Origin of the sequence: Streptomyces sp. 7N604, assembly GCF_052245475.1 — a bacterium.
Classification (GTDB): Bacteria; Actinomycetota; Actinomycetes; order Streptomycetales; family Streptomycetaceae; genus Streptomyces.
Genome location: NZ_JBQQBX010000003.1, coordinates 30365 through 56264, shown reverse-complemented (window position 1 = coordinate 56264; position 25900 = coordinate 30365). Strand labels below are relative to the sequence as shown.

Genomic DNA, 25900 nt, shown 5'->3' with positions numbered 1-25900 from the left:
AAGGCCTCCCGTGGGTCCGCCTGCGAGAGCGGAGCTCAGCTGACCCAGGCTGTCAGCCCCGGAGCAGCTCGGCGAGCACCTCGGCCTCGCTGATCTCGGGATGCTTGGTTGCGGTAAGGAGTGTCAGGGTCCGGTCCTTGGCGAGGTCGCGCAGGTGCGCCAGTGCGTCTGCGTGCTGCGGATCTTTGAGCTCGGTCCGGTAGCGGCGGCTGAATTCCGCGAAACGCTCGGGGTCGTGGCTGTACCACTTGCGCAGCTCCGTGGACGGTGCGACCTGCTTGCACCACTCGTCGAGGTGGGCCTTCTCCTTGGTCATTCCCCGGGGCCAGACCCGGTCGACCAGCACTCTGGCGCCGTCGGCCTGCGCTGGAGCCTCGTAGACCCTGCGGACGTGCACCGACCTCTTGCGTGCCATGGAGGGACCTCCTCGTAAGCTGAGTACTCCGCTTCTTCGACAACACGTAGTAACGAGAGATGATCTCGAGCCGCGCCACTTGTCGTCAGGCCGGTTCGTCTGCTCACGCCGGGGCCTGTCCGGCACCGACGATGGAGGACCCGACCTGGACGGTGTCGGGCCACCTCAGCGGGTTCCCTTCCGGTATCACCCGGCCCGATCGGGGTGGTCGAGAAGGTCAGTCAGGGGCACGTCGGTGTCGGCGAGCTTCTTGGCGTCCACCGCTTGGCCGGAGGTCACCAGGGCGCGGATCGGGTCGGTGACGTCCCAGACGTTCACGTTCATCCCGGCCAGTACCCGGCCGTCGGCGAGCCAGAACACGATGAATTCACCTGTGCTGGTCCTGCCGCGGAAAACCACCTGGTCGTAGGCGCCGGGTTCGACGTAGCCGGTGTACTCCATGCCCAGGTCGTACTGGTCGGTGAAGAAGTACGGCATGCGGTCGTAGGCCACGTCCTGGCCGAGCATGGCCTTGGCCGCGACCTGCGGTTGGTGCAGGGCGTTGGCCCAGTGTTCGACGCGGATGTGTTTGCCGAGCAGAGGGTGGAAGGCGTTGGCGACGTCGCCGGCAGCGTAAATGTCCAGGTGAGAGGAGCGCAGGTGAGCGTCCACGCGGATGCCGTTGTCGACGTCGAGGCCGGCGGCCGTGGCGAGCTGGCTGTTCGGGGTGATCCCGACGCCGGCGATGACCGCGTCGGCGTCGATGAGGCTTCCGTCGGCCAGCAGCACGCCCCTCGCGTGTCCGCCGGTGCCGGTGATCTCGGCGACCTGGACACCGCAGCGCAGGTCGACCCCCTGGTCGGTGTGCAGGTCGGCGAAGATCTGGGCGCCCTCGCGGCCCAGCACCCGTAGCAACGGCAATTCTGACCTCTCCAGCATGGTCACCTCGACACCGGCGGCGCGGGCGGCGGCCGCGGTCTCCAGGCCGATCCAGCCCGCGCCGATGACCGCGATACGGGATGCGGACCCGAAGGTCTCCTTCATGCGGTTGCTGTCTTCGAGTCGGCGCAGGTAGAGCACGCCGTCGAGGTCGGCGCCAGGCACCGGAAGGCGGCGCGGCGAGGAACCGGTGGTCAGCAGCAGCTTTGAGTAGCCCAGGCGGCTGCCGTCCGCGAGGGTCACTTCGTGGGCGGCTGGGTCAAGGGCAGTGACCGTGGCGCCGAGGCGCAGGTCGACATCGTGCTCGGCGTACCACTGGGGCGGGTGGACGTAGATCTCCTCCCGCTCGGCCTTGCCCAGCAGATAGCCCTTCGAGAGCGGCGGCCGCTCGTAGGGGCGCTCGTTCTCCTCGCCGACGAGGACGATCCGGCCCTCGAAGCCCTGCTCGCGCAGGGTCTGCGCGGCCTTCGCCCCCGCCAGGCTCGCTCCGACGATCAGGTGCGTCGTGTCCGAGGCCATAGTCAGCTCCTGTACGGTCCTGCGGGCTGTGCGTGCAGGGTGGCGGACAGTTGCTCGCGGAGCTGGTCCCAGCTCGCGTCGAACGCGGCCACGCCGTCGTCCTCGAGCTTTTGCACCACGTCGTCGTAGTCGATGCCGAGGGCCTGCAGCCGGTTCAGCACCTGTTGTGCTTCGGCGTAGTGGCCGCGCACCGAGTCCGTGGGCACCTGAGCGTGGTCGGCGACTGCACGAAGGGTGGCCTCGGGCATGGTGTTGACCACACCGGGCGCGACCAGGTCGACCACGTAGCGGGTGTCGGGGTAGGCCGGGTCCTTGGTCGAGGTCGATGCCCACAGCGGCCGCTGCGGGCGGGCGCCGGCATCGCGCAACGCCTCCCAGCGCCGCGAGGAAAAGACCTGCTCGTAGTGCTGATAGGCGAGCCGGGCATTGGCGACTGCGGCTCGGCCGCGCAGCTCGGCAGCCTCCGCCGTGCCGATCTTGCCCAGTCGCGCGTCGACCTCGGCGTCGAGGCGGGAGACGAAGAACGACGCCACCGACCCGAGCGAAGAGAGGTCATGCCCGGCCTGCCGGGCGCGTTCCATTCCGTCGAGGAAGGCATCCATGACCGCGTCGTAGCGGGACAGAGAGAAGATCAACGTGACGTTGATGCTGATCCCCTCGGCCAGGCACGCGGAGATCGACGCCAGCCCTTGGCGGGCGGCCGGAATCTTGATGAACAGATTCGGCCGGTCGACCAGCCACCACAGGGCCCGTGCCTCGGCGATGGTCGCCCCGGTGTCGTGGGCGAGGTGCGGGTCGACCTCGATCGAAACCCGCCCGTCCACCCCATCCGCGGCGTCGTAGACCGGCCGCAGCACGTCGCAGGCGGTGCGGACGTCGAACGTGGTCAGCGCCCGCAGCGCCTCCCCGACCTCGACACCCCGGACGGACAAGTCGCGCAGCTGCGCGTCGTAGGCGTCGCCCGCTGTGATGGCCTTGGCGAAGATGGTGGGGTTGGTGGTCACTCCCACCACGTGGTTGTCGGCGACCAGGTCGGCGAGACTGCCCGATACCAGCCGTTCCCGGCTCAGATCGTCGAGCCAGACCGAAACCCCGCAGGCACTGAGCGCAGTCAATGGGTCGCTCACAGCCTCCTCCTTCCCGCTTCGCGGGGCGGAGGAGGCTGTCGGTCACGTTCCTGAGGATCCCGCCTGGGAAGGTGCACGCCGACGTTGAGGATGCCTACCAGCGCCGAGGTGACATGCCGGGCCGCTGTCTCAGAGCCCTCCGCCGGGGCACTGGGTCCCTCCGCCGCACGATAGCGATCAACTTCAGCCTGCTGGCCACGGGTCCATTTGGCAAACGCAGGCAGAGATGCTCTCTACGGGCACGCGCGCCTGCCCACCGACAACGACTCCGGGCCGGCGTTGGGTGCTGCTGGTGCGCTGGACGCTGCGGCGACCTTTGCCGCCCATTGCTGTTCCACCGCGCCCGCCGGCGGGTGATCTCCGCCGTCCATGAAATAAGCGCCTCGGTGGTGGCGCGGAACTGCTGCATCTACGCGAGACCTGAGACCGCGGACCTATGCCACCACCATCAGGTCTGATATTGCCGGTCCCAGGCTCGACTGCTCCGCCTGCCTGCCTCAGCGGAGCACCCATTCCGCACGTTCGGATAACCGGGTTCACCAGTACTGCGGGACGCGCTCAACCGCTCCGGCGAGGTGGCGGTGGGGAAGGTCGCGCTCCGCGGTCGCGAGACCCTGGCCGCGATCCGCATCCACGAGGGCGCGCTCACCGTGCACACCATGCTGTGGCCGGACGAAATCCGTCCCCACGAGGGAATGGCACCCGACCGGGACGTCGACCTCATGGCCGCCTTGGAACAGTCCGTCCGCAAGACACAGGAAGGCCACGGCGGGCAGCCAAAGGCGACGGGCGGGAAGAAGTCCACGGACAAGAAACCGTGAAGAAGACCACGGCAAAGCCGGGAAGCGGGCCTGATCCCGGTGTCCGGCTGGGCCCCCGCCGCAGCGGCAACTACGCGCGGCTCTACTGGTGACCTCAGCCCGCGCTTCGGGTCGCGGACGGGGCCGGGACGCTCACGGGCAGCCGACCGGCGTGTGGCCCATCGATACGACGCGGCTGTTCACCGGGAGAGGAGGCGGTCGGCGAAGTCGCGGGCCGTCGCGGGCGTGGTGGCGGAGTTGAGTGTGCTGGCGAGGTCGCGGGCTCGGCAGGTGATGGCGTCGGCCGGCCGGGGGTTGTCCAGCGCTTGGGTGCCGGCGTCGATGGCGGCGTCGTAGTCGCCGAGGGCGGCGTGTGCGGCCGCGAGGTCAAGGTGAGCGATTGCGGCCCGGGTGGGGGAGAGGTGTGGTGCCTCCCGGTACTGGGCGGCGGCCTGCTCGGCAGCGGCCAGGGCCCGTCCCGGTTGGCCGAGGGCGAGGTGGCTGGTCGGCGGGCGTGGGCGCGCGCGGCTTGGGCGGCGAGCCGGAGCCCTTTTGGAGGAGCTGGGCGGTGCGGGCGGCTCCTTGGACGCCCCGGCGGCGTGCTAGTGGGCCGCACCGAGGTGGAGTCGACGTTGATGTCACAGTCGATACCGCCCTCGGCATCGGCATGTGCCTGGACGTGTTGGAGGAGCATCTCCGAGGTGCCGTCGGCCGACCACAGCAAGTGCCGCTTGTGCACGGTCTTCCAGGGGCCGAAGCGTTCGGGCAGCTCACGCCACGGCGTCCCGGTGCTCAGCCGGTGAATGATCCCGTTGATCACCTGCCGGTGGTCCCGCCGCCGGCCGCACCGGTTGTTGCTCACCGGTAGCAGTGGCTCCAGCACGGCCCACTCAGCGTCGGTGAGGTCCGCTCTGTTCATGTCTGGAACAACGGGCACCCTGGCCGAAGTGAAACGGCCTAGAGACTGCGCGGCGGCAGCGGAAGCGGTAGGCCGGGCAGGCCGTCGAGGCTTGCGGCGATGTGCTCCTTCTTCTCGAAGTAGCGGGTCAAGGATTCGTCGTCCTCACGCTCGAAACGCTTGCGATGCAGGTCGCGATCCCCTTCGTATGCCATGAACGGCACGGCGTAGCCGCAGGTCTCACGGACAAGTCTGGCCGTCACCATGATGATGGCGCGCAGCCCGTGCGGGGTCGGGTCGGCGTCCGGGAAGTGCGTGAGCAGTTCTTCGAAGCGTGGGTCGTCGCGGAAGACCGGCTCGCCGCGGCCGTGTATGCGCACGATGTTCGGTGGGCCCTGGAAGGCGCACCACATCAGGGTGATACGGCCGTTCTCGCGCAGATGTGAGACGGTCTCGGCGTTGCTGCCAGCGAAGTCGAGGTAGGCCACCGTTTGTTCGTCGAGTACCGCGAATGAGCCGACGAGGCCCTTGGGGGAGAGGTTGACCGTGCCGTCGCCGGACAACGGCGCTGTCGCGGTGAAGAAGATGGGCTGTGACTCGATGAAGGCGCGGAGTCTTCCGTCTATTCGTTCGTGTGTCTTTCCCATGCCCCCGATTCTCGTCCACTCGACCAAGCGAAGCGGGGGCACCTCAGCCGGATGGCCTGCCTGGCGTGGCTAGGTGTATTGCCTTTGCGGCGGTGATCAGCGCCGACCGTGACGCCGTACTCGAACCAGCCCGCTTGTGGGTCAGCGTGGTGCGAGCCGACAGCACCAACTTTTCCCCCGTGTCGATGGCTTCGGACTTCGCAGCGGCCTGCTCCTTCGCCCAGTCGCGATAGCCCTCGGCGGAACGGGTTGGGTGCAGCACATCTCCCAACCGCTCCTCGTCCCCGGTGAAGCGCATGAACGCGGTCCAGTCGTCGGGCTCGATACCGCGCAGGCGTATCCGCTTGCCCGTCCAGAACGACGTCATCCCCTATGAGATTGCGCCGCTGGGTGCGACATCCAGGACTTCCGTCAACCCTGGAACGGCCTGTGACCTGGCATTTCGAGGTTGCCAGACATTCACCCGAGGCGGGTCAGATCCCCCTCGGGAGCCCTCTCGATCCGGAGGCATTCAGACAGTGAGCCTTTTCCAACCTCAGGTTGATGCGTGGTGAAGGACGAGGACGGCCTTGACGATGTCGGTGATGCGGTTGGTGCTGCAGCGGATCTTTCGCCAGCCACCGCCCCGGAGGGCAGTGGCTATGCGGTCAGACGCGGCCCTGCTGCAACTCCTCGGGGGTCCGGGCCGCGGGCGGCTGCTCCTCGGGGGAGCGCTCCGGCCCGGAGGCCGCCGCGTCGGAGGCGGGTCGGGACCCCGCGCCGGATGCCTGTCCGGGGATGGCGAGCAGCCGGCCCACGGAGCGAGGGAACCACCAGTTGGACCGGCCCAGGAGGGTGACCAGCGCCGGGGTGAGGAGGCCCCGGACCACGGTGGCGTCGATGATGATGCCGGCCGCCAGTGCGGTGGCGAAGACCTTCACATCGGTGATCGGGATGCTGGCCAGCGCGGTGAAGGCGAGGAAGAGGATGAGGGCCGCGGAGGTGACGAGCCGTCCGGTGCGGCTGATACCGGTCACGACGGACGGCACCACGGTGTTGCGCTCCCCCTTTGCGATCAGGTCGAGGTGGGTCTCCCGGATGCGGTGCAGGATGAACACCTCGTAGTCCATGGACAGTCCGAAGAGGAACGCGAAGACCGCCATGGGAATCCAGATGGTCACCGCTCCGATGGCCGGGGTGCCGAACAGCGCCTCGCTGCCGTAACCCTTCTGCCAGACGAGGACGACCACGCCGTACGCAGCGCAGGTGGACAGCGCGTTGAGCACCAGCGCCTTCAGCGGAAGCACCACCGAACGCAGGCTGCGCGCCAGGACGGTGAAGGTGACCAGGCCGACGAAGAGCACGATGAGGCCGAGCGATCCGTAGACCGCGTCGATGAAGTCGGCGTCCTGCGCAGGACCGCCGCCGGCGAGCACGCCCGGGGTCTCGCGTGCCGTGGCAGTCACGGTGGACACCGCCTCACGACCGCCGCTGCTCGACGGGTCCTCGGTGGTCCACACATCGACGATACGGCTGCCGTCGCGCGTCCAGTCCGCGGGAGCGACGCTGCCCGCGACACCCTCGACGCCATCGAGCTTGTCGTTCACCGCATCGGTGCCGTTCGCGTCGACGAGCACTTCGACGGGGCGCGCGATGCCCTCGCCGAAGCCCGCGTCGACGATCCGCTCGAAGGCCTTGGCGGGTCGGCCGCCCTGGGCGAGCGTCTCGGTCTCCGGCTGCCCGAGCCGCAGGGCGAGCACGGGCGCGGCCAGCGCGAGCAGCAGCGCGCCGCTGAGGATCGCGCACAGCGCGGGACGGCGGGTGGTGAGTGCGGCGACCTTGCTCCACATCCGGCTGTCCGGGCGGCGCTGCCGGCGCGGCCGGTCGAGCTTGTCGCCCCACGCATACAGCAGCACGGGCAGCAGCGTGAGGGCGACGGCGACGCTGACGAGGGGGATGAGCAGACCCGCGTATCCGACACTGCGCAGGAAGGGCACCGGCAGGACGACGAGCGCGGCGAGTGAGATCGCCACCGTGGCGCCGCTCAGCGCGACGGCCCGGCCGGCGCTGGCCACGGACCACACGATCGCTTCCTTGCGCGCCTCGGGTTCGGGGCCGTCGGCACCCGGCTTGTTGCGTTCCTCGCGCCAGCGGGTGACGACCAGTAGTGCGTAGTCGATGGCGATGCCCAGGCCGATGAGTGCCACCAGGAACTGGACGATGAAGGAGACATCGGTGATCCCGGTGACGCCGCGCACGAGCAGGAACGTGGTGGGGATGGCGACCGCGGCCATCAGCACCGGCACGATCGCGAGGCCACTCGCGAAGACCAGGACGAGTACCACCAGGGCGCCGACGGCACCGATGAGGGTCTCGTAGACGGGGCTGCGCTGCGCTCCGCTGTCGCGGCCGGAGAGGACGGGCTGACCGGTCAGCTCGACCGGCGCACCCGCGATCCTGGCCTGCTCGACCGTCTTCTTGATCCTCGGAAGTGACTGCGCATAGGGCGCGTTGGTGGGGTTGGCCGGCGGGTAGACGAGCGCGACGGTGGTGCGCTTGTCCACGGACAGCAGCGAGTCGTCGCCGGTGCCGGCGTACGAAACGCTGCGGCCGCCCCGCGGTGTCACCTCGGCGACCAGGGCGCCCCACTCTTGACGCACGGCCGCGCTGTCGGCGGTTGTCCCCTCGGGCACGGTCACAACGAGCAGCAGTGGGGCGTTCTTGCCACCGGTGTCGGCGAAACGCTGGGCGAGGGTGTCGTTCGCCTCTTGCGCCGGCTTGTCCGGGAGCCGTGACTCGTAGCTGAGTTTATCGATGGTGCTGCCCGCCGTGGCTCCCCCGGCGAGGGTGAGAACCACCCATGCGAGGACCACGGACCACCGGTGAGCAAGCACCCACCGAGTCATGCGCTCCACGGTACCGACCTCCTGTAGGGACGCTATTGTGTAGCCGCGCTACTTATCGCGGCCCAACGTAGCGGTCCCCCACGCCGGATCGCAACAAAGACCCGTTCGGTGGCGGGCAAACAGAGAGCTCCCATCTCGGGTGGCAACAAAGAGAGTTGTCGCCCGAGATGGGAGCTCTGATGAGGGAGGCCAGTGCGGATGGGGCCGCGGAGGCGGATACGGCGGACGGAGCCGCGCGGAAGGTCCTACGAGGGGCCCACTCCTCGCACGACGGACAGGAAGCGTTTCAGGGCGAGGCTGAAGTAGGCACCGGACAGAACGGTCAGCGTCGCCGGGATGGAGACCATGGGCCAGTCCAGGGAATCCGGATGGTTCAGGCCTCGGTTGAGCAGCAGAAAGACCAGAGCGGCCAGCACGCACAGCATGCCGATGAGTGCCGCGAGGGTTCCCGTCGTGACCGTCACGTCCCGCGGTGGGCCCGCCGCCCGGATCCCGCTGCCTTTGTGCAGCCCGGAGATCGCCCCGGAGAGACAGAGCACACAGCCGAACGCCACCGCCGACAGGCCCGTCAGCAACAGGGGCGGGTGGTACCCCCACGGCCCGGCCGGTCCGCTGAGCAGCGCGTACGCCCAGGTGACCGCGAGCAGCGGCAGAACGCACAGAGCCCGCTGCGACAGACGGCTTGCGCTGATGCGCAGCGTCGCGTCGTTGTAGGCCCGGGCGACCTCGCCGACCGGCCCCCACTCCTGGACGGCGCGGTGCGCGGCCACCTCGGCGTCGGCGCAGCCCTCGAGGTTGTTCTCGGCGGCACACTGCAGCCCGTCCATCACCTCGTCGATGATCGCGGAACGTCTCGAGTGCGGTCCCACGAGGTGCTGCGCCAAGTGGTCGGTGTAGCGCTGGAGTACTGCCGCCTCCGTCACGCCTCGCCCCCCAGTACGACCGAAATGACCGAGGAAACCTCCTGCCACGCCGTCCGCTTCTCCGCCAAGGCGCGGCGGCCCGCCGTGGTCAGGAAGTAGTTGCGGCGGCGGCGGCCGTTGTGCCGGGACCACTCACTGCCGACCAGCCCCGCGGCCTCCAGACGGTGCAGGGCCGGATAGACAGTGCCGGTCGGCAGATTGATCGCATCCCCACTGCGCCGCTTGAGCTCCTCGATCACCGCATATCCGTGCAGTTGTCCAGGCTCCAGCACAGACAGGAGCATCCCTTCCAGGTTTCCTCTCAGGGTTTCTGCCTTCATGTGTAACCACACTACACATCGGCGTCGCAGCCAGGTTTGGGCCGGGACGGCACCTCAGCGCGCTCCCATGCGTCGGCGCAGCGCCCCGCCGAGGCCCCGGCAGCGTAAGGTCGGCGCCCTCGGTGCCGCGAACGGCAGCTTCCGGGTAGCTCGCCGGCTGCTTGTCGGTGGGCTGGTCGACGCGGACGACGGACAGTCCGCGCTGTCGCGACTTCCAGATTGCTGTCACGATCTCACCGTCGCCCGGACCCACGGGATCGTTGACGCGCTCACCGGGACCGGACTCAAGTGCTGGGCCAACAAGGCGTACCAGGACGCTGGCGGCCCCATCCGGGTTCCCTTCCGCGGCCGGCGACTCAAGCGATGTCAGCGCCGACACAACAGCACGCACGCCAAGATTCGCTGCCTCGGCGAGCAGACCATGGCCACCCTGAAGGCTGGCGTCTCCTGTAAAAGATCCGCTGCAGCACCCACCGCATCACCGACATCGTCAAGCCGTCCTCGTCCTTCACCACGCATCAACGTGAGGTTGGAAATGGCTCAGTTCCAATACACGACTCCACCATGAGAAGAGGAGCCCGAGGAGGCTATGCGTCGGGTTCACCAGCATCTCCGGGAGCGTAAAGCAGACCGATCGACCCGTCCCTGTTCCGACCCCGGCCCACGGTTACGACGCCGCGGACCTGGCCGTGCGCTTCGGAGAAGAACTGCGATGACCACCACGACCAGCACCACCGCCCAGCCCTCGCCGGTAACGCCTTCCCGACCTTCATCGGTGCCCAGCAGACCGGGCCGACCTGCCGCCGCGTGGGATCGACGCTCTGTCCGGTCGGGAGGGGCTGGAGATGCTGCCCAGGCTGCGGAGCTGGTCCAGCCTGACCTGAGCCGAAGCAGGCGTGAGACTGCGCGCCGCTGAGCGCACGCTGGACTGGCTGGCGGAGAGGCCTGGCAGCGGGTGGCAGGAGCGATGGTAATCCTGCCAAGACGACCCGGGCCCGCTGAGCTTGGTCGAGAGCGTCGCTGCGGCAGAAGGACGCTTGCCGCGGAACTTCCGCGGCGAGGTCGTCAGCTGACTGGCCGCCCTCGTGCTTTGTCGTCTGGTGCTGCCCAGCTACGACTTCCTGGTCGGCTACGGCGCGGTCCGCCTGCTCCTGCTGGTGACGGGTCCCTGACGGAGCTTTGTGCGGTGGTGGCGGGAGGCTGTTCAGGGCCCGGGCGGGCTCAATTTGATCCCGCTAGGCGTAGCGCTGCTCAGCGCTGTATTCGTAGGAGCGTTGAGCGCAGCAGGGCAGATTGTCCTTGCCCTGTTCCTGTTGGGTTTCCGCACCTGGACCAGACGCGCACGATGTCTCTAGCAAGTCTCCTCGACGTCGTCAAGCTGTCGTTTGCGGTGATCGCTGGGGTAGGCGGGGCGGTTGCTCTGGTGGTTGCCTATCGCCGACAGCTTGTGGCTGAGGCGGCTTCGAAGCTGGAGCATGCGAAATAGGAACGTGAACGAGACCGGGTCCTCAACGAGCGGTTCGGAGCGGCACCTGCTCAGATCGGCAGTGACCAGCCCATGGTTCGGCTGGCCGGGGTTTACGGTTCATCTCATTTGATAATGGTCACCCTCGCCCGCTTCCGCCTCTGGCCGACCGACTCTGTGGACACGGCCTGGGGTATGAGCGCCGATTGCTAGGGTCGCGATCATGAGCCCCAGGCATCCACTCACCCTCCTCGAATGGACCAGGCTCAACGCCGTCCGCCTCTCCGCCCCCGGTCTCGACGCCCCGCTCGACGACCTGGCGCCACTACGCCGCCTCGTCGGCGACGCACGGGTGGTCGCACTGGGCGAAAATTCCCACCAGATATGCGAGTTCGGGATGCTGCGCGACCGAATGCTGCGCTTCTTGGTCCAAGAATGCGGATTCACCGTCTACGCCGTGGAGTTCGGGGCCGCCTCCGGCCGGGCCGTCGACGCCTGGGTGCGGGGCGGCGACGGCGACGTCGACGCACTGCTTATGCCGCGCGCCGACGGCTATCCGGGCCAGTCCGCCGAGAGCCGCGACACCTTGCGGTGGCTACGCGCCCACAACGCCACGGCGCCGCACCCGGTCCATTTCGCCGGCCTCGACGTCCCTGCGGCCGGCGGCTCGCTAGCGCCCGCCCTGGAGCCGGTCGCCAGGTATTTGGCCGATGTCGACCCCGGCGCAGTGCGCTATGCCCGCACCACCCTGAAGGACTCGCGTGGACATAGGCACGCTCACCGCATACTTCGGCGGCTGGTCCTACACCTTCACACCGATCCAGCCACAAGATGCCCTGCAGACCATCGACGCTGGCAGCATCCGGCAGGTCGACGATCCTCTCACCGCGCTGCGCGAAGCCGATGACGAAGGTGTTGAAGACGACGCCATCCTGCTCGTCGCCAGCCGAGCGGCAACCAACTGGACGCTGGTCGTCGAAACGTTCGGCCTGACCGGGTTCATCTGCTGCGATCGGCGCATTCTCGAGCAGCTCCGCAGCCCAGGCCAGCGGGCAGTGATCTTCGTCGAAACCGGAGTCTGGTTCTCGGGCATTGCCCGTTGACCGGCCGACGACGGTCGGCGGCCGGCCCTGCTGCTAAGCAAAAGTCGGACGGCCGAGGCGGCCGCCCGACACAAAAAAGTTGAAATCGCCCTAAAGCTGATCGCGGAAGCTGAGAGGGCGGTTCGTGAGTTGATGTCCGTTTCCTGGTGAGGTTGGGGCAGGACTGCTGGTCGCGGGGCTTCGGTGCAGCTATTGCTTCCTGGCGAAGCCGCCAGCGTTGACCTCGGTGAGGACGTCGAGCTTGACAAGGCGTTTCAGCTTGGCGCGAGTGCCTTCGATGTTCTTCGGCAGCAGTTCGTGGTCGAGGGCTTCGCAGACATCACGAGCCCGGAGAGGACCGGTGGCCTCGTTGAAGACGCGAGGATGCGGGGGTAGTCCGGGTGCTCGGGCGGATCGGGCGAGGCAGTCTGGGTGGGGAGCCGTTCGGCGAGGGCGGTGACGGTCTTCCGGGTGATTGCCAGGTGGTCGAGATGGGTCTTGGCCTCCCGCAGCCGGGCCTGCAGTTCCGTGATCTGTGTGCGGAGTTCGTCGGCCAGGGTGCGGGCGGCGTCCTCCTGGATGTCGAGCGCGTCGAGCAGGGGTTGGATGTTCATGCGGTCACCGCTTGCGGGTCGCGCCAGGTGGGGGTGGTCATGCCGGTGAGCCGGCGGACCATGACGTGGGTCATCGCCCAGTGGACGCGGGAGGCGGAGGAGGCCGGGCGGTGCTCGTAGTCGCGGACCAGGCGCCGGTGCAGTATCAGGATCCCGTAGGTCTGCTCAACCCTCCACCGCTTCGGCTGCGGGACGAACCCCCGGTCCTGCGGGTTGCTTTCGACGATCTCCACGTCGACCCCGAGCGATGCGCCGTGGGCGACCATGGCGTTCTTGAAGCCCTGGTCGACCGGCTTGCGCACCGTGGTCGCGTGCCCGGCAACCTGGTCGAGTAGCGCGGTGCCCGCGGCGTTCTCGTGCGCACTCGCGGCGAGCACGACCACCGCGATGACCAGGCCCAGCACGTCGACGGCCAGCCCCCGCTTGCGGCCCGGCACCCGTTTCGCGGGATCCCGGCCTGTCGTGGAGGGGGGAGCCCGGCAGCCACGTGGACACTCTGCGTGTCCAGCACCACCAGGGTCGGGTCCTCTAATCGGCAGGGCTTCGCACGGACCTGGCAGCGCAGGAGTTCATGGATGACCTGATCCGTTCCGTCGTCCCGCCACGCGGCGAAGTAGTAGTATGTCGCGCTCTTCGGCGGCAGGTCGTGCGGGAGGTAGGCCCACTGGCAGCCGGTCCGGCCCTGGTAGAGGATCGCGTTCACGATCTCCCGCATCGCGTAGGCGCCCTGATGGCCGCTCACCGAACGGTGCCGGTCCTTCCAGGCCGTGATCACCGGCTCGGTCAGCGACCATTGCTCGTCCGATAAGTCGCTCGGGTACGGCTTGCGTTCGCTCACCCCGCCACACCAGCAGACCGCCGGCTTCGGACCGGCGGATTCCGACCGTACCCACACCATCAGGCGATAGCAGAACCACTCAGACCAACGAACCATCCTCTGATGCTCACCTTTGGCCTGCTGGATCTACGCAACTCGATCTGCGGGAGCCGGCAAGCCGGTCCAGACGTACCGTCACGGCGCCGAACATCCCGGAGAAGGCGGAGAGCGGCGAGGGCGCCTTCCCGACTGGCCGGCGTGTCGGGCGTGGTGGAGTCCTGGTGCCACCGGGGCGGGGGAGGATCAGGACGGTGGCTGCAGAGGGGGAAGTCACCCGCATGTTGGCAAATCCTCCTTCGTATCTTTCAGCCCACGGGCGTATCTTTCAGCCCACGGGCTACGCGGGCTCCACATCCTTGGAAAGGGGAACCTGTCCGGTGTTGTCGACGTGCCGGGCTGCGACCCAGGCGGGCTTGTCCCGCAGCAGGTACCAGATGCTGTTGCCGTCGATGACCTGGGCATGGACCTTGCTCTTCAGGCCGATCTCAGCGCGGTGGCTGAGTGTTCCGGTGATGGCCGCATCGGTGCTGGGGTACTTGCGCAGGTTGACGCCAATGCTGCTGACGACAGTGCCGAAAGGCTGCTGCGGGCTGGGCATCGCTTCCTCCAGGTCATGGCCGGTGCTGCTGTGATCGCCTCGCCCGGCACTCGGGCGTGCTGACCGCAGACTAGGTCGCCGGAACGTGAAAGGGCTGGAAGCTGGCGGGGTGCGTTGCCGCTCAGGCGCGGATATGCAGATCTCTCACTAAGACGGCTGCCTTATTCGCAGCCACCTGGAGGCTTGGCACCCCAGTAGGCTGAAGCTTTAGAACAGATTGATGCGGTCTGCCAGGTCGATGAAGATGAGAACGTAAGCGACAACCGTGGCGACCATTTTCAATACCCAGAGCCACCCTGTCGGGACATTGAGCGTTTTCCATCCTCAGTCTGAGCCGGCCAGCTGGGCATGGTGCTGCGCTCGGGGCGCGTTAGGGACGGTCAGCACGTGGTGACGCTACTGGCGGTCGCTCCTCTCCGCCTCTGGCGCGATGGCCGTCGCTGGGAAGGTGCGGCGGACCTCCGCGAAGAGGTGGGGGCAGTCGGTGTCATGGGTGACCGCCGCGGCGAGGAGGGCATCCAGCGCCGCCTTGAGGGGGTCGGGGGCGGCAGCATCGAAGAGAGCGGCGAAGGCGGCGACCTGGGGCAAGCCAGGGGTTCCGTCGTGGGACTGTGGAACGCGTGCGTCGGAGAACGCGGCGTCCCGCAGCCGCCGTGGGTCGTCCAGCGGCGGCGAGTAGGGCTCGCCCCGGTCGAGCTCCGCCAGGCCGCGCGCTACCCAGTCGATTTCGCTGAGCCCTGCTGTCGCACAGGCGCGGTGCGCTGCCCAGCGGGCGAGCACGCGCTGTTCCTCGGGACCTGCGGCGTCGATCGCGTGCACGAGTGCGGCATCAAGGCCCACGAGGCCCTTCGGATAGCCCTGGAAACCCCGGAGCTTGTCCCGGACATCCCGCAGCCGGTCGCTGGGCAGGCGCCCGCCCCACACGTCCATCTCCTGTTGCAACTCGGTGTGCTCCTCCGCCTCGCGGGCCTGGCGCTCGGCCTCGGCTCGCTCCTCGGGGGTGGGCCCCGGGGGCCGCTCGCGCGCGAACTGGTGCCAATAGGCGGCGGCTTGGCTGGTCTCCTTGACCACGCGGTCCGGGGCCGGCGGGCTCGGCCAGAGTCGCAGCAGATACTCATCCAGCACGGGTTCGCCCGCGTCGCGTACGGCGTTGTGCGCCTCGTCCATGCCCCGGCAGTGGTACCGGACCCGGTACGAGGTCTCGGAGAGGGGGAGCGGATACCATCCGCTGTCCCACTCCACGAGCGCGATCTCGTCCGATACGGGCCGGAACGACACCTCGACGATGTCCTCCCAGACGTCGGCGTCCAGGGGCGGCTCCGTCTCGTGCAGCTCGACGGTGATCGGGACGGAGCCGGTGTGCATTCCGGTCAGCAGAAAGAGATGGCCTGGCACCGCCCCGCCGCACAGCCCGGCGCGCTGCCCGGCGAAAGAATCTTCGAGGGAGTGGCCGTCGTCGCTGCAGACATAGATCTGCCCGTAGGCCACGTGCACTTCGCCGCTGAAGAGTGTTCGCATAGATCAAGCGTGCCGCGCGGGTCTGACAATGAGCGGTTTCCAACCTGGTGTGTAGGCTGGGTAGTTGGCCTGACAGACAGGTGAATCCCCTGGTAGATGGTTTTCGACCAAGAGAACCTTCTCCGCCAGAGGCTTCGCGTGCTTCCCGTCGGGCGTCGACGTGTCCAGCTCCGCCCTTCGCTTCCTGTCCGCCCGCCTGCGGGAACATCGCCGCGCTCTCGGCACCCGATGGCGCCGCCTGACCGCCGGCCGCCAGGCCCTGCTCGCCCTCGCCCACCTCGCAAAGCTCCGTTGCTCCACATCCCCGGATCACCAACCTCGTCAAAGCCGTCCTCGCCCTTCTCCATCTGGCCAGCTCAGACTGAGGATGGAAAACACTCATTTTCTCAGTCGACGTGTCATGCAGATAGCATTTATGACGTCTCCATGAGACAGCGCAGGCCAGAGGTATGGCGGTTCCCTCCGATCGGCGAGAACCGCCGTGGAACCGACCCGAAGGCGAGACGGCGGCTGAGGACATGGCATGAGACGCCATGAGAATGCCTGGCCAGGGCCTCGGCGATGACATCGGAGCCAGAACCTACATCCCTGTGGGCCCTCACGGCTCGCCGCGACAGTGAGCTCAGACCGGGGAACAGGCCGTTCGGAGCGATGCATTTACTCGATGGGGTCGGATCGCGGAGGGCTGCGGCCTTGTGCAGGGCATTCGGCACTCGCCTCAGGTGATTCTGGCCCGGTCGGGGCGTCATGTCTCCGGCCGAGTCGACGGATTGGATCACATCGATGGCCACCATCACCCCAAAGGACCACCTGGTTGCGCACAAATCGACCGTTCCGGCGAACAGGGATGAGTCCGTCAACCTTTTCGTACGGGAGTACGACGGCACCAGGCCGAGCCGCACGCGCAAGGCCGTCCTCATGCTGCACGGCAGAAGCGTTCCGGCGCTCGCGGGCCTCGACCTCCGACACGGGAAGTACAGCTGGGCTCAGTCGCTGGCGGAGGACGGCGGCGATGTGTTCATCATGGATCTTCAGGGATCGGGCCGGTCACCGCGCCCGAAGATGGGTGACCCGTGTAATGCCAACCCGGCCCAGCAGCAGGACATCCTGGTCCCCAACCCGCTGTCGGCCCCATGCCCGCCGAACTATCCGTATCAGCTGGGCAATTCGCAGAGCGACTGGGACGAGCTCGACACCGTCGTCGAGTTCATCAGGGACCGGCACGATGTGCAGAAGGTCGCGCTCGTCGGGTGGTCGGCGGCCGCGTTCCAGATCGGACCGTATGCCCTGCAGCACCCCGAGAAGGTGGAGAGCCTGCTCTTCCTCGCGCCGGTCTTCCCGCCCAAGGGCAGGGCGAGCAAGCCCGGAACCCGCTTCGATGCACCGGTTCCGCTGCCGGTGTCCACCCCCGCCGCTGCGTTCGGCTTCCCGATGAATCTCACCACCAAGGTCGGCTTCGCAAGCTCGTGGGACAGGGAGCAGCACTGTCCCGGCCAGCGGGAGGCCGGCATGGTCGATGTCGTGTGGAAAGCCGTCATGGAAAACGACGAGGACGGCCAGCGCTGGGGGCCCAAGCAGGGCCGAGTGCCGGAGGGCGTGATGAGGTTCCGGAATTCCTTCTGGTGGGGCTGGAACTCCACCACCGTGCCGCTGGACGGCACGCTCGGCGCGGCGGTGCCCGTGCTCATCGTGTACGGAGCACTGGACACGCAGGCGAACACCTCGCCGGATCTGGGCCCGCTCCTCTACTTCTCGGTCCCTGCGCTCTACAAGGCCATCCCCGGCCCGAAGAAGCTGATGTTCCGGGTCGCCTGCGCCGGGCACTCCATGGTCTGGGAGCGACAGTCCAAGGTCCTGCACCGGATGTCCAAGCAGTGGCTCAAGCACACCACCGTCGAAGGCCTCACCAACGGAAGCTACGACGTGGACGAAGACGGCGTCCTCACGCCCATGGAGTAGTTACGGGAAAGTTCCCCAGCCGGACCGGGAGCTTTCGGACGCCAGGGAGCGGTGGTTGGAGTCGTCTGGTAGTCGTCGCCAGCGGCTTGAGTAGGACTTGGGATCTATTCCCTGAAGCTGGGCGGCGTCTCATTGCCCTTGATTTGGACCGCCGCGCACGCCGCCGTGCCCGACTCACTGCAGTTTCGAGCTCAACGGTCCGACCGCTGCAGAGCCGAAGGGCGGCCGTCGGTTGAGGGAAGAGCAGGGCGCGGCCCGGATCGCTGCTGTGCGCATTCTTCGCTCAGGTCCGGGCCTCGACGTACCGGAACTCCGGACCGTACGTCTTCCCGCTGCCGTCCGGCAGCGGGATCCGCATCAGCTGCTGCGTCGGCTCCTGCAGTTCGCGCATCTCTCCAATCGCCTTGTTCAACCGCTGTCCTGCCGTACTGGGCTGTTCCGCCTGCCACGCCTGCTCGAGGAACCGGAGCAGCGAGCTGTAGTGGTCGTTGAAGGTGCCAAGGAGGTTCCTCACCTTGATGGAGACCGGTAGCCCGCCCTCCGCCCAGCCGCCTCTCGGTACCGTTCCCATGGGGAAAGTCCTGGGCATGGGAATCTCAGAGCCCTGAAAGTCGAACGTCGGAGGGTCTTCCGACACAACCATCAACTTTCGGCCGTGAAAGATCTCCCGGAATGAAGAGAAGTGAGCAAGCTCCCCGAGATGCCCGGGGAACGGGTTCTCCGGCGACGCGGCAGTGCCCTCGCCTTGCTCCTTGATGATCTTAATTGCTGCCTTGACGTCGTCGAACGATCTGAGCGGGACGACGTCGTTCCCCCTGCCGTGGGACGACATTCTCCTGGTGACCTGCCGGGTGCCCGAGATCAGGTTCTGATGATTCCCGAACGCTTCCAGGATTGCCGTGTAGAAGGCCCCGATGGAGGTCTGGATTTCTCTGTCATCGACGACGGGGTCGTCAGGCCTCTCGATCTGGGAGTACATGTCGAGCGATTGCTTGGTCAGCCCAGTAAGGGAAACAGACAGCTCGGGACGTACGCCGCCGGGCAGTGGGCCGGGATACTTCGGCACCAGTCTCTCGTCGGCGACCCGGGGAACGCCGCCGATGGTGGTGAGCATGTTGCACACCACGCCCATGTGGGACATCTCGTCGAAGACAATTTCTTCGATCGTTGTGAAAACGTCGGAGTCACGGCTTGAATCATCGATTGACCAGAGGCCACCCAAATAGGGCGGAAGCGTCGCGAGTCGACGGCGTCATCGCCCGTCCGCCCGCTGCTGCGCGCCGGACGGAACAGCCAGTCTCCGATGAAGTCGATTTCGGGGGTCAGCAGGACGTCGGTGTGGCGCAGGACCTGCTGGAGCACGATGTCGATGGCTTCGGCGAAGCTTTCGGCGCTCGCGCCGTTATCGGCGACGAGGGTGTAGTGCAGCGAAGAGATGCGGGTGCCCGCCGTGATGGGGCTGCACAGCTCGAATCCGGCTTGCCGGATGAGCCAGCTCGCACTCACTCTGGTCGAGCCGTCGGCGAAGTGGTTCACCGGCGCGTTCTGCGCCCGCAGGCGATCGGCCTGTTCCGGGGACAGCTCGGGGCTGAGGAAGATGCTGCCGACCGTGCGGCGGTCGGTGTCGGTGCTTCCCATCACCATGCCCTTGCCGCGGCGGACCGTGAGGACCGCCCGTGCCGCCTCGGCGATCGGCACCCTGCCGCCGACGGGGATTCCGAGCTGCGCGGCCACGGTCCGGTAGGTGACCGGTGCGCTCAGCTCGGAGCGGCGCAGGGCGAATCGCAGACTCAGCAGGGTCCAGCGCCGGGTGTGCTTGAAGATGCTCGTGCGGTGGCCGAGCCGGCATGCCGTGGCGTCCATGGTGACGCTGCGGCCCAATTCCCAGTCCCAGGCCACGACGTCGATGAGCGTGTCGGAGATCTCCTGGCCGTACGCGCCGACGTTCTGCACCGGCGTGGCACCGACCGTGCCGGGGATGCCGACGAGCATCTCCATCCCGGTCAGGCCCTCGGCGATGGTGGTGTCCACGAGGTCGGTGAACGGATGGCCGGCCTGGACCTCGATCAGGACCCGGTGGTCGTCGTATCCGGTGATGCGCAGTCCCCTGGTGGCCATCAGCAGGACGGCGGAGGTGGAGCCGGAGTCGTCGACCAGCACGTTGCTGCCGTGCCCGAGGGTGACCGGCCGGCGGGGACAGCCGCCGGCCAGCTTGACGAACTCCGGGAAGTCCGCCGGGTCGTGCAGCTCGGCGAGGACCGCCGCCGGCCCGCCGATGCCCAGGGTCGTCAGGGGGGCGAGCGGCGCGCCGTGAGTGACTCGCATATGTTCCGTTTTCTCCTCGAGGCCTTCGGACGTCACCCCTAGGACGTCGTCCTTCAGGTGTTGTCGGGCGCTGTCCCAGGGGCTTCGGCCTTGGCCCCCTAGCTTGCTGCCCGCAGCCGGGGCGCGTCCAGCAACCGATCAGTGCGCTGCACGAGTTGGCGCACCGCGGCGCTGTCATGGTCCAGGAACTGTTGGCGCAGGCCGGAGAGCCTGACCTGCGCGCGTAACGAGGTGATGTGTTCGGCGAGGTCCAGCGCGTCCGTGGCGGCCGCGACCGCACCATCGAGGTCGTTGAGCAAGGGAACGGTGTCGGACGAGTCGAACTGGGACGAGGAGGAGGATCGTTCTGACGGGGAAGCGGTGTAGTAGCCGTGGGCTGTGTCCACCGCCCGTACGCCTCCTCCAATGTCAGTTCCGCACCGTGTTCCCGGGCAGCTCCATGATGCCGGCGTTCTGATCCTCGCGGCGTACAGCAGCGCTGTCAGCCGCAGTGCTGCTGTCCGTCACGCGTTGATCCTTCCGGGCGGAACAGACGCTGCTGCCCGCCGGAGCACTGGCACACACCGAGACCCGGGCCGTCCCCGCGGTCACCAGCGCCGGACTGCACCGCCCGGGAGAGGGACCGCTGTGGGACGTCAGCGGCTGGCCGAGCCCGGTACCCCAGCCCGACCTCGTCGAGGTGACGCAGGGCCCTCACGATCGCGCGGTCCGGGAGCAGGTCGATGGCCTCGCTGATCGTGAGATCGTCGATGTCGGCGATGGACAGCCCGTCAACCGTGTATTCCAGGACCTCGGGTGTGAACCGGCGTCCCTGGCAGGTCTCGCAGACCGTTTCCTGGTCCTCCATGAAGGCGAGGTCGGTGTAGACGACCCCGAGGCCCTTGCAGTCCGGGCAGGCACCCTCGGAGTTGGAGCTGAACGGGCTGGCCGCGGCGCGGTTGTTGCGGGCGAAGAGCTTGCGGATGGGGGCGGCGATCCCGGTGTACGTGATGGGGGTCGAGCGGCGGTTGGTGCTGACCGGCCTCTGTTCGATCACGACGGCGTCGTGCTGGGCGACGAGTTCGCTCGCGAGGCTGGTCTTCCCGGAGCCGGCCGCGCCGGTGAGCACGGTCATCACGCCCGTGGGAATGTCCGCGGTCACGTTCTTGAGGTTGTTGCGCGTGGCGTCGGCCAGGGTGATGTGCCCCTCGACGAGGAGATCGGCGAGACCGACGCCGTGATCCAGGGCCGGATTCGCGACCACCCACATGCCGAAGTCATCCTGAGCATGCCCGGCGTCGGCCCCCGTCCTGGGCGCCGAGTTCATCGCCCATATGGGCGGCGACATGAACGTCTTCGGCAGCTCCGACCCGCCCCGCCGGTGTAGCCGACCTTGGCCCCTGTGCCCATGGATTCCGGTCGCATCAGCGGGAACATGCGCCGTCCACGGCGTTACTGCGGTCACCCCCGACGTTCTGCGCCGGGGCGGGGCTCTGCCCGAATTGCACACGGTGTACGGCGGGCTAGCCTCGGGCCGCCTGCTACTGGTGGGCCCACCAGCGGCGGGCAAGCCGGCATCGGTGACGATGACGATGTCCGGATCCCCGGCCTGCCACTGGCGTGCGGTAACGAGCCGTCGACGACGCCCCGCAGTTGGGGGGCGGTGACCGCGGTCGCGTCATCCGTGGGTCCGAGCCGGACCGCGTCCAGGATCGCCGTCCAGGACGTGCGGCCTGCCTCCAGCACCGCCACGAAGGAGTAGGGCCAGCCCGGGATGAACTGTGAGGCGCTCTTCGCCCGGCCGTAGACGTGGCAGAACGGTCGCTCCGCCGAGCACGGCGCGTCCGAACGCAGCCACGGCGAGACATCGATGGCCAGCACGAGTCGTTCGTCAGGGAAACGCGGCAGCGGCAGGCCAGCCAGCAGCGTCCGTAGCCGCTCAAGGTCGATCCGGCCGCGGTTGAGCCCGCCGTACAACGCACCGTGTCCCCGGCGGTGTTCGGGCAGCAGCGTCGGATCCACCGGTGTCTTCACCGGTCCGTCCGCACACAGCAGCGCGTCCGCCAGCTCGAACAACTCATCGCACCGGGCGGTTAAACGCTCGTAGAACTCGCCCCGGAAGCGTGAGGCTTCCGCGAACGCTTCCCGCCGGACGCCATCAGGCAGCAGACTCGCCATCACGGCCTTCGTATCGCTCACGTGTACTCCTTGGCCGGAGCACATGATCAGACGAAGGCCGCTCCCACGTCCGGCGAATGCCCAGGTGAGCGTCCCGGTTCGAGAACCGTTCGAGACCGGACAACATCTGAGGACATGCTGAGGTGCAGGACAGCTCGTGGTGGAAGCCGGCCAGCGGCGTCGTAATCCGTTCTCCGGCACGTACGGCCGCGCCCGCCCGGCCGTGAGACGAAAAATCGCTCACCCCGCCAGCCGCATAGAAGTACGATGAACCGCATGAATATCCGTCGCGTCTCCTTCGGTCACCCCGACGCCGTGCGGCTCAACGACCGCGTCCAGCTCGAGTACGCCAAGCGATACGGCGACGAGGGCGACGTCACCCCTCTCGACCCCGGCATGTTCGAGCCGCCGCACGGTCTGTACCTCATCGTCTACAACGCCGCGGGCGTCCCCGTCGCGACCGGCGGATGGCGCACCCAGGACGAGAACGAGCACGGGTACGCGGTCGACGACGCGGAGATTAAGCGCATGTACGTCGTCCCGGAGGCGCGGGGCCGCGGACTGTCCCGGCTGATCCTGGCCGCTCTCGAGGACAACGCTCGCGCCGCGGGCCGCACCCGTATGGTCCTAGAGACCGGCACCAAGCAGCCGGAGGCGATCTCCCTCTACGTCTCGAGCGGCTACGAGCCGTGTGCGAAGTTCGGCCCCTACCGCTTCGACGCCCTCAGCCGCTGCTACGCCAAGCCGCTGAACCCGGCCGCCGCCGACCCCGGCACCGAGGCTGCCACCGCACGGGTGGTCGGCTGACCCGGCACCGCGCGTGGCCGCCGGACCCGAGGAGCCCGTGTTCCCAAACTCAAACGGCACCGGCCCAGGACGCCCACCCGGAGCCAAGAACAGGCACCCGGCACCCCGCTACGACGTCGGCAAGACTGTCAAACGCGAACGCACCATCGCCGCACTTCGAGCGGCCAGAAGATAAAGAACAAGCTCAGCTTGTCGTTTGACGAGATAGGCCTGGGTTGCTGTGTAGTCCGGCGGTACGTCCAGAGTCCTGGTGGTGTGGGAGTGGCTGGAGTGGCCACCGCGCTGGTGGCTCTGCGTCAGGATGAAGCCGTGAATGACATCGCTGTCCGCTCCGCCCAGCCCAACGAGTTAGCCGCTGTCGCCGAGCTGCGCTGGCGTTGGGTGCAAGAGATCTTCGGAACGCCCAAGACTGCGCTGGAGGAGTTCGCGCCCCGGTTCGTGGCATGGGCCCGGGAGAACGAGTCCTCGCATCGGTGCATGGTGATGGTCCGCGGTGATGTGGTCATCGGTATGGCGTGGTTGGCGATCACGCAGCGCGTGCCGCATCCGCGTGCGTTCGATCGGGTGTCGGGTGACGTGCAGTGTGTGTACGTGGTGCCGGGCGAGCGTGACCGCGGCCTGGGTGGCGAGCTGATCAAGGCAGTCTTGTCGTGGGCGCGTGATCTGGGCCTTGAGCGGGTGACAGTGCACTCCAGCGACCGGGCGGTTCCAGCGTACTCCCGTCACGGGTTCGAAGCGTCACCGCGCCTGCTCCAGTTCGAGGTTGGGCGGGACTACGCGGAGTGAGTCCTCTGCAAGCCGATGTCCGGAACGAGTCACTGGCCGCGTTGTCGCAGTTGCGGGAGGACTTCTACGCGTGCCTCACGGCCGCCCGGACGCGCTTTTCGAGCTGACGAACGCGCTCCCGTGCACGGAGGGCTCGGTCAAGACGCTGGTGGACCTCGCGCTCGCGCCGGAACACCGCCGGGGCATGGAGCCCTGTAGATGGCGGTCTCAACCAGGGGTGGATCGACGTCTCCGGCGACCCCGAGATCCTGGTCGTGCTGGACGCCGGATACGACGCACCCCGCATCGCCCACCTGCTGAACGACCTGCCCCTCGAGATCCTCGGCCGGCTCCGCTCCGACCGCGTCATGCTCCGGCCAACACCGCCGCGGGTCTACGAGCCCAAGGGCGGCCGACCGCCCAAGCACGGCGAGGAGTTCATCTTCGGCGACCCCGTCACCTGGGGCGCCGAGCAGGCCGCGACCGTCACCGACACCCGCCTGTATGGGAAGGCGACCCCGCAGGCGTGGGACCGGCTGCACCCCCGGCTGACCCGGCGGGCGGACTGGATCGACTACGACGGACCGCTGCCCATCATCGAGAGCACCGTCATCCCGCCTGGCCGTGGAGAAGCTCCCCAGCGGCGGGGTGAACCAGCCAGCCTGGCTGTGGTGGTCGGGCACCGCCGCCACAGCGGAGGATGTGGACCGCTGCTGGCAGCCCTTCCTCCGCCGATTCGACCTGGAGCACACGTTCCGCCTGTTCAAGCAGACGATCGGGTGGACCAAGCCCGGGTTCGTAGCTCGGCGGCGGCTGACCGGTGGACATGGCTGGTGATCGCCGCCTATGCCCAGCTTCGCCTCGCCCGCCCGCTGGCCATCGATCTCCGGGCGCCCCTGGGAGAAGCCAGCTCCGCCGGACAGACTCACAACCGCCCGCGTCCGCAGGGGATTGAGAAACCAGTACACGAAGACCGGCTCCCCAGCCGGTGCACCGAAACCGTCCCGGCCCGGCCCCGCCGCCCGCCGGGCTCGCAGAACCGCCGCCCAGCCACCCGCCATGACGTGGGCAGAGTCGTCCTCGCTACCGGCGAGGCATTCAGCCGGCCTGCCCACCACAAGGTGGGCACGAAACCGCGTCGAACTGGATAAACGACAAGCTCAGGCGTACCTGGACCATGGCCGGCATCGAAGGCGCCGAATGCGAGGACTTGGCGGGCAGTCACCGGACCGCCGTTCGCTTCCCTTCGGGCGAAGGGCGACGGGCCTGCAGCTTCAAGGGAGGAGGACCAGCTTCCCCTTGGTACGGCGGCTGAGCAGTTCGGCGTGTGCGTCGCGAGCGCGCCCGAGATCGTACTCGGCGCCGACCAGGGGCCGCAGGCGTCGCCGCGCCGTGAGGTCGAGCAGTTCCTCGAGCGCCGGACCACCGGCCCCGTTCTGGGCGATGAGCGGGATGAGCCAGAAGCCGGCGACGGTGATGCTGTCCACCGCGAGCCGGCTGGGAACAATGGCAGAGGCGGCCTGCCGGGAGGAAGCACCGTACGTGACAAGCCGCCCGAGGTATCCGAGTGCGTCCAGGGCGGAGTCGAAGACGGGGCCACCGATGGCGTCCAGGATGATGTCGACCGAGCGTCCGTGATTGGAGTCGAGGACGCGCTCCTTGTAGCCCTCCGCGTCGCCGTCGATCGCCGCGTCCGCGCCGAGTTCGAGGGCAAAGGCGCGCTTCTCGTCGGACGACGCCGTGGCGATGACGCGTCCGGCCCCGAACTCCCGGGCCAGTTGGACGGCGAGGCTGCCCGTTCCGCCCGCGGCGGCATGGACCACCACGCTCTCGCCGGGCCGTATCCGGGCGACCGAGCGCAGCAGATGCCATGCTGTCAGCCCCTGTACGAGCAAAGCCAGCGCCTGGCCCGCGCTCACCCCCTCCGGTAACGCGACCAGGTCGCGGTCGGCGACGACCGTCTTCGGGGCGTAGCCTCCCTGCAGAACATAGCCGAGGACCCGCCGGCCGCCGGCGGTCCGGCCGACGACCTCCAGCCCGGGGATGCGCGGCAGCGGTCCCTTCGGTGCGTATGGACCGTCGGTGTGCTCGCCGGCGATCTGCTTGATGTCACCGAAGTTGACGCCCGCGGCCTCCACCTCGACGAGGGTCTCGCCCGGACCCGCCACCGGGTCCGGCACATCGACCTCCGTCAGAACTTCCGGACCACCGAACCGCTCGAACCGCATCGCACGCATGAACACCCCTCCCGAGACTGATCATTACTCCCCGCCAAACTACG

The 25900-nt window shown here is 68.0% G+C and carries 20 protein-coding genes and 8 pseudogenes; 10 read left to right on the top strand and 18 right to left on the bottom strand.

Annotated elements, in window-relative coordinates:
- Positions 1–52: 52 nt before the first annotated feature.
- The 3 genes from ACTWP8_RS04080 to tal all read right to left on the bottom strand — a co-directional run bounded on the left by ACTWP8_RS04080 (position 53) and on the right by tal (position 2979).
- The gene (locus ACTWP8_RS04080) at positions 53–415 is read right to left on the bottom strand and encodes a DUF488 domain-containing protein (protein ID WP_443320764.1); all 363 of its coding nucleotides are present in this window, start codon (positions 413–415) and stop codon (positions 53–55) included.
- Between the two features lie 186 nt (positions 416–601).
- Entirely contained in the window at positions 602–1852 is a 1251-nt protein-coding gene (locus ACTWP8_RS04075) for an NAD(P)/FAD-dependent oxidoreductase (RefSeq protein WP_443320763.1), read from the bottom strand.
- A gap of 2 nt (positions 1853–1854) precedes the next feature.
- Positions 1855–2979 (bottom strand): transaldolase, encoded by a 1125-nt coding sequence (tal, locus tag ACTWP8_RS04070; RefSeq protein WP_443320762.1) that lies wholly within the window; start codon positions 2977–2979, stop codon positions 1855–1857.
- Positions 2980–3524: 545 nt separating this feature from the next.
- Here tal and ACTWP8_RS04065 point away from each other — a divergent pair.
- Positions 3525–3800, top strand: coding sequence for a Ku protein (locus ACTWP8_RS04065; RefSeq protein WP_443320969.1), 276 nt, complete (start codon positions 3525–3527; stop codon positions 3798–3800).
- Positions 3801–3894: 94 nt separating this feature from the next.
- On the opposite strand, the gene ACTWP8_RS04060 is transcribed toward ACTWP8_RS04065, so the two are convergent.
- From ACTWP8_RS04060 to ACTWP8_RS04035, 6 genes are all read right to left on the bottom strand, one after another.
- Positions 3895–4698, bottom strand: a complete 804-nt coding sequence (locus ACTWP8_RS04060) for a transposase (RefSeq protein WP_443320761.1) — start codon at positions 4696–4698, stop codon at positions 3895–3897.
- Positions 4699–4736: 38 nt separating this feature from the next.
- Positions 4737–5324, bottom strand: coding sequence for a pyridoxamine 5'-phosphate oxidase family protein (locus ACTWP8_RS04055; protein ID WP_443320760.1), 588 nt, complete (start codon positions 5322–5324; stop codon positions 4737–4739).
- Between the two features lie 43 nt (positions 5325–5367).
- On the bottom strand, positions 5368–5691 hold the full coding sequence (locus ACTWP8_RS04050) for a hypothetical protein (protein WP_443320759.1): 324 nt from the start codon (positions 5689–5691) through the stop codon (positions 5368–5370).
- 280 nt (positions 5692–5971) lie between these two features.
- Positions 5972–8209: an MMPL family transporter gene (locus ACTWP8_RS04045; protein ID WP_443320758.1), complete on the bottom strand. Its 2238-nt coding sequence runs from the start codon at positions 8207–8209 to the stop codon at positions 5972–5974.
- A 245-nt stretch (positions 8210–8454) separates the two neighbouring features.
- Positions 8455–9132, bottom strand: a complete 678-nt coding sequence (locus tag ACTWP8_RS04040) for a hypothetical protein (protein WP_443320757.1) — start codon at positions 9130–9132, stop codon at positions 8455–8457.
- Entirely contained in the window at positions 9129–9416 is a 288-nt protein-coding gene (locus ACTWP8_RS04035; protein WP_443320756.1) for a PadR family transcriptional regulator, read from the bottom strand. Before ACTWP8_RS04035 ends, ACTWP8_RS04040 begins: the two co-directional genes overlap by 4 nt.
- Positions 9417–9663: 247 nt before the next feature.
- Between ACTWP8_RS04035 and ACTWP8_RS04030 the strand changes: the two are divergent.
- The 3 genes and pseudogenes from ACTWP8_RS04030 to ACTWP8_RS04020 all read left to right on the top strand — a co-directional run.
- Positions 9664–9902: pseudogene (locus ACTWP8_RS04030) on the top strand (transposase family protein); the annotation flags it as partial.
- 1238 nt (positions 9903–11140) lie between these two features.
- Positions 11141–11617, top strand: a pseudogene (locus ACTWP8_RS04025) (erythromycin esterase family protein); the annotation flags it as partial.
- A gap of 61 nt (positions 11618–11678) precedes the next feature.
- The gene (locus ACTWP8_RS04020; RefSeq protein WP_443320986.1) at positions 11679–12020 is read left to right on the top strand and encodes a hypothetical protein; all 342 of its coding nucleotides are present in this window, start codon (positions 11679–11681) and stop codon (positions 12018–12020) included.
- Positions 12021–12274: 254 nt separating this feature from the next.
- On the opposite strand, the gene ACTWP8_RS04015 is transcribed toward ACTWP8_RS04020, so the two are convergent.
- The 4 genes and pseudogenes from ACTWP8_RS04015 to ACTWP8_RS04000 form a co-directional block, all read right to left on the bottom strand.
- Entirely contained in the window at positions 12275–12613 is a 339-nt protein-coding gene (locus tag ACTWP8_RS04015) for a hypothetical protein (RefSeq protein ID WP_443320755.1), read from the bottom strand.
- Positions 12610–13451: pseudogene (locus tag ACTWP8_RS04010) on the bottom strand (IS5 family transposase). The gene ACTWP8_RS04015 and the pseudogene ACTWP8_RS04010 overlap by 4 nt, the downstream one beginning before the upstream one ends.
- 376 nt (positions 13452–13827) lie before the next feature.
- Positions 13828–14088 (bottom strand): SH3 domain-containing protein, encoded by a 261-nt coding sequence (locus ACTWP8_RS04005; protein ID WP_443320754.1) that lies wholly within the window; start codon positions 14086–14088, stop codon positions 13828–13830.
- Positions 14089–14484: 396 nt separating this feature from the next.
- Entirely contained in the window at positions 14485–15606 is a 1122-nt protein-coding gene (locus tag ACTWP8_RS04000; protein WP_443320753.1) for a hypothetical protein, read from the bottom strand.
- Between the two features lie 160 nt (positions 15607–15766).
- On the opposite strand from ACTWP8_RS04000, the pseudogene ACTWP8_RS03995 reads away from it, so the two are divergent.
- Together ACTWP8_RS03995 and ACTWP8_RS03990 are read left to right on the top strand one after the other, a co-directional pair.
- Positions 15767–15886 (top strand): annotated as a pseudogene (locus tag ACTWP8_RS03995) (IS5/IS1182 family transposase); the annotation flags it as partial.
- A 503-nt stretch (positions 15887–16389) separates the two neighbouring features.
- A complete protein-coding gene (locus tag ACTWP8_RS03990; RefSeq protein ID WP_443320752.1) occupies positions 16390–17565 on the top strand; it encodes an alpha/beta fold hydrolase in 1176 nt (391 codons plus the stop codon).
- 283 nt (positions 17566–17848) lie between these two features.
- Here ACTWP8_RS03990 and ACTWP8_RS03985 read toward each other — a convergent pair whose 3' ends face one another.
- From ACTWP8_RS03985 to ACTWP8_RS03975, 3 genes and pseudogenes are all read right to left on the bottom strand, one after another.
- Entirely contained in the window at positions 17849–18787 is a 939-nt protein-coding gene (locus ACTWP8_RS03985; protein ID WP_443320751.1) for a ferritin-like domain-containing protein, read from the bottom strand.
- 89 nt (positions 18788–18876) lie between these two features.
- Positions 18877–19926 (bottom strand): annotated as a pseudogene (locus ACTWP8_RS03980) (UDP-N-acetylmuramate dehydrogenase); the annotation flags it as partial.
- 62 nt (positions 19927–19988) lie between these two features.
- Positions 19989–20276: a hypothetical protein gene (locus ACTWP8_RS03975; RefSeq protein WP_443320750.1), complete on the bottom strand. Its 288-nt coding sequence runs from the start codon at positions 20274–20276 to the stop codon at positions 19989–19991.
- A gap of 764 nt (positions 20277–21040) precedes the next feature.
- Here ACTWP8_RS03975 and ACTWP8_RS03970 point away from each other — a divergent pair.
- Positions 21041–21325: pseudogene (locus tag ACTWP8_RS03970) on the top strand (transposase); the annotation flags it as partial.
- A gap of 105 nt (positions 21326–21430) precedes the next feature.
- Here the strand turns inward: ACTWP8_RS03970 and ACTWP8_RS03965 are convergent.
- Positions 21431–22047, bottom strand: a pseudogene (locus ACTWP8_RS03965) (transposase); the annotation flags it as partial.
- A 276-nt stretch (positions 22048–22323) separates the two neighbouring features.
- Here ACTWP8_RS03965 and ACTWP8_RS03960 point away from each other — a divergent pair.
- The 3 genes and pseudogenes from ACTWP8_RS03960 to ACTWP8_RS03950 all read left to right on the top strand — a co-directional run.
- A complete protein-coding gene (locus ACTWP8_RS03960; protein ID WP_443320749.1) occupies positions 22324–22854 on the top strand; it encodes a GNAT family N-acetyltransferase in 531 nt (176 codons plus the stop codon).
- 270 nt (positions 22855–23124) lie between these two features.
- Positions 23125–23640 carry a GNAT family N-acetyltransferase gene (locus ACTWP8_RS03955; protein ID WP_443320748.1) on the top strand — a complete coding sequence of 172 codons (516 nt, stop codon included), beginning with the start codon at positions 23125–23127 and terminating at the stop codon, positions 23638–23640.
- A gap of 137 nt (positions 23641–23777) precedes the next feature.
- Positions 23778–24770 (top strand): annotated as a pseudogene (locus ACTWP8_RS03950) (transposase); the annotation flags it as partial.
- 123 nt (positions 24771–24893) lie between these two features.
- On the opposite strand, the gene ACTWP8_RS03945 reads toward ACTWP8_RS03950, so the two are convergent.
- Positions 24894–25856 (bottom strand): quinone oxidoreductase family protein, encoded by a 963-nt coding sequence (locus ACTWP8_RS03945; RefSeq protein ID WP_443320747.1) that lies wholly within the window; start codon positions 25854–25856, stop codon positions 24894–24896.
- Between the last annotated feature and the right edge of the window lie 44 nt (positions 25857–25900).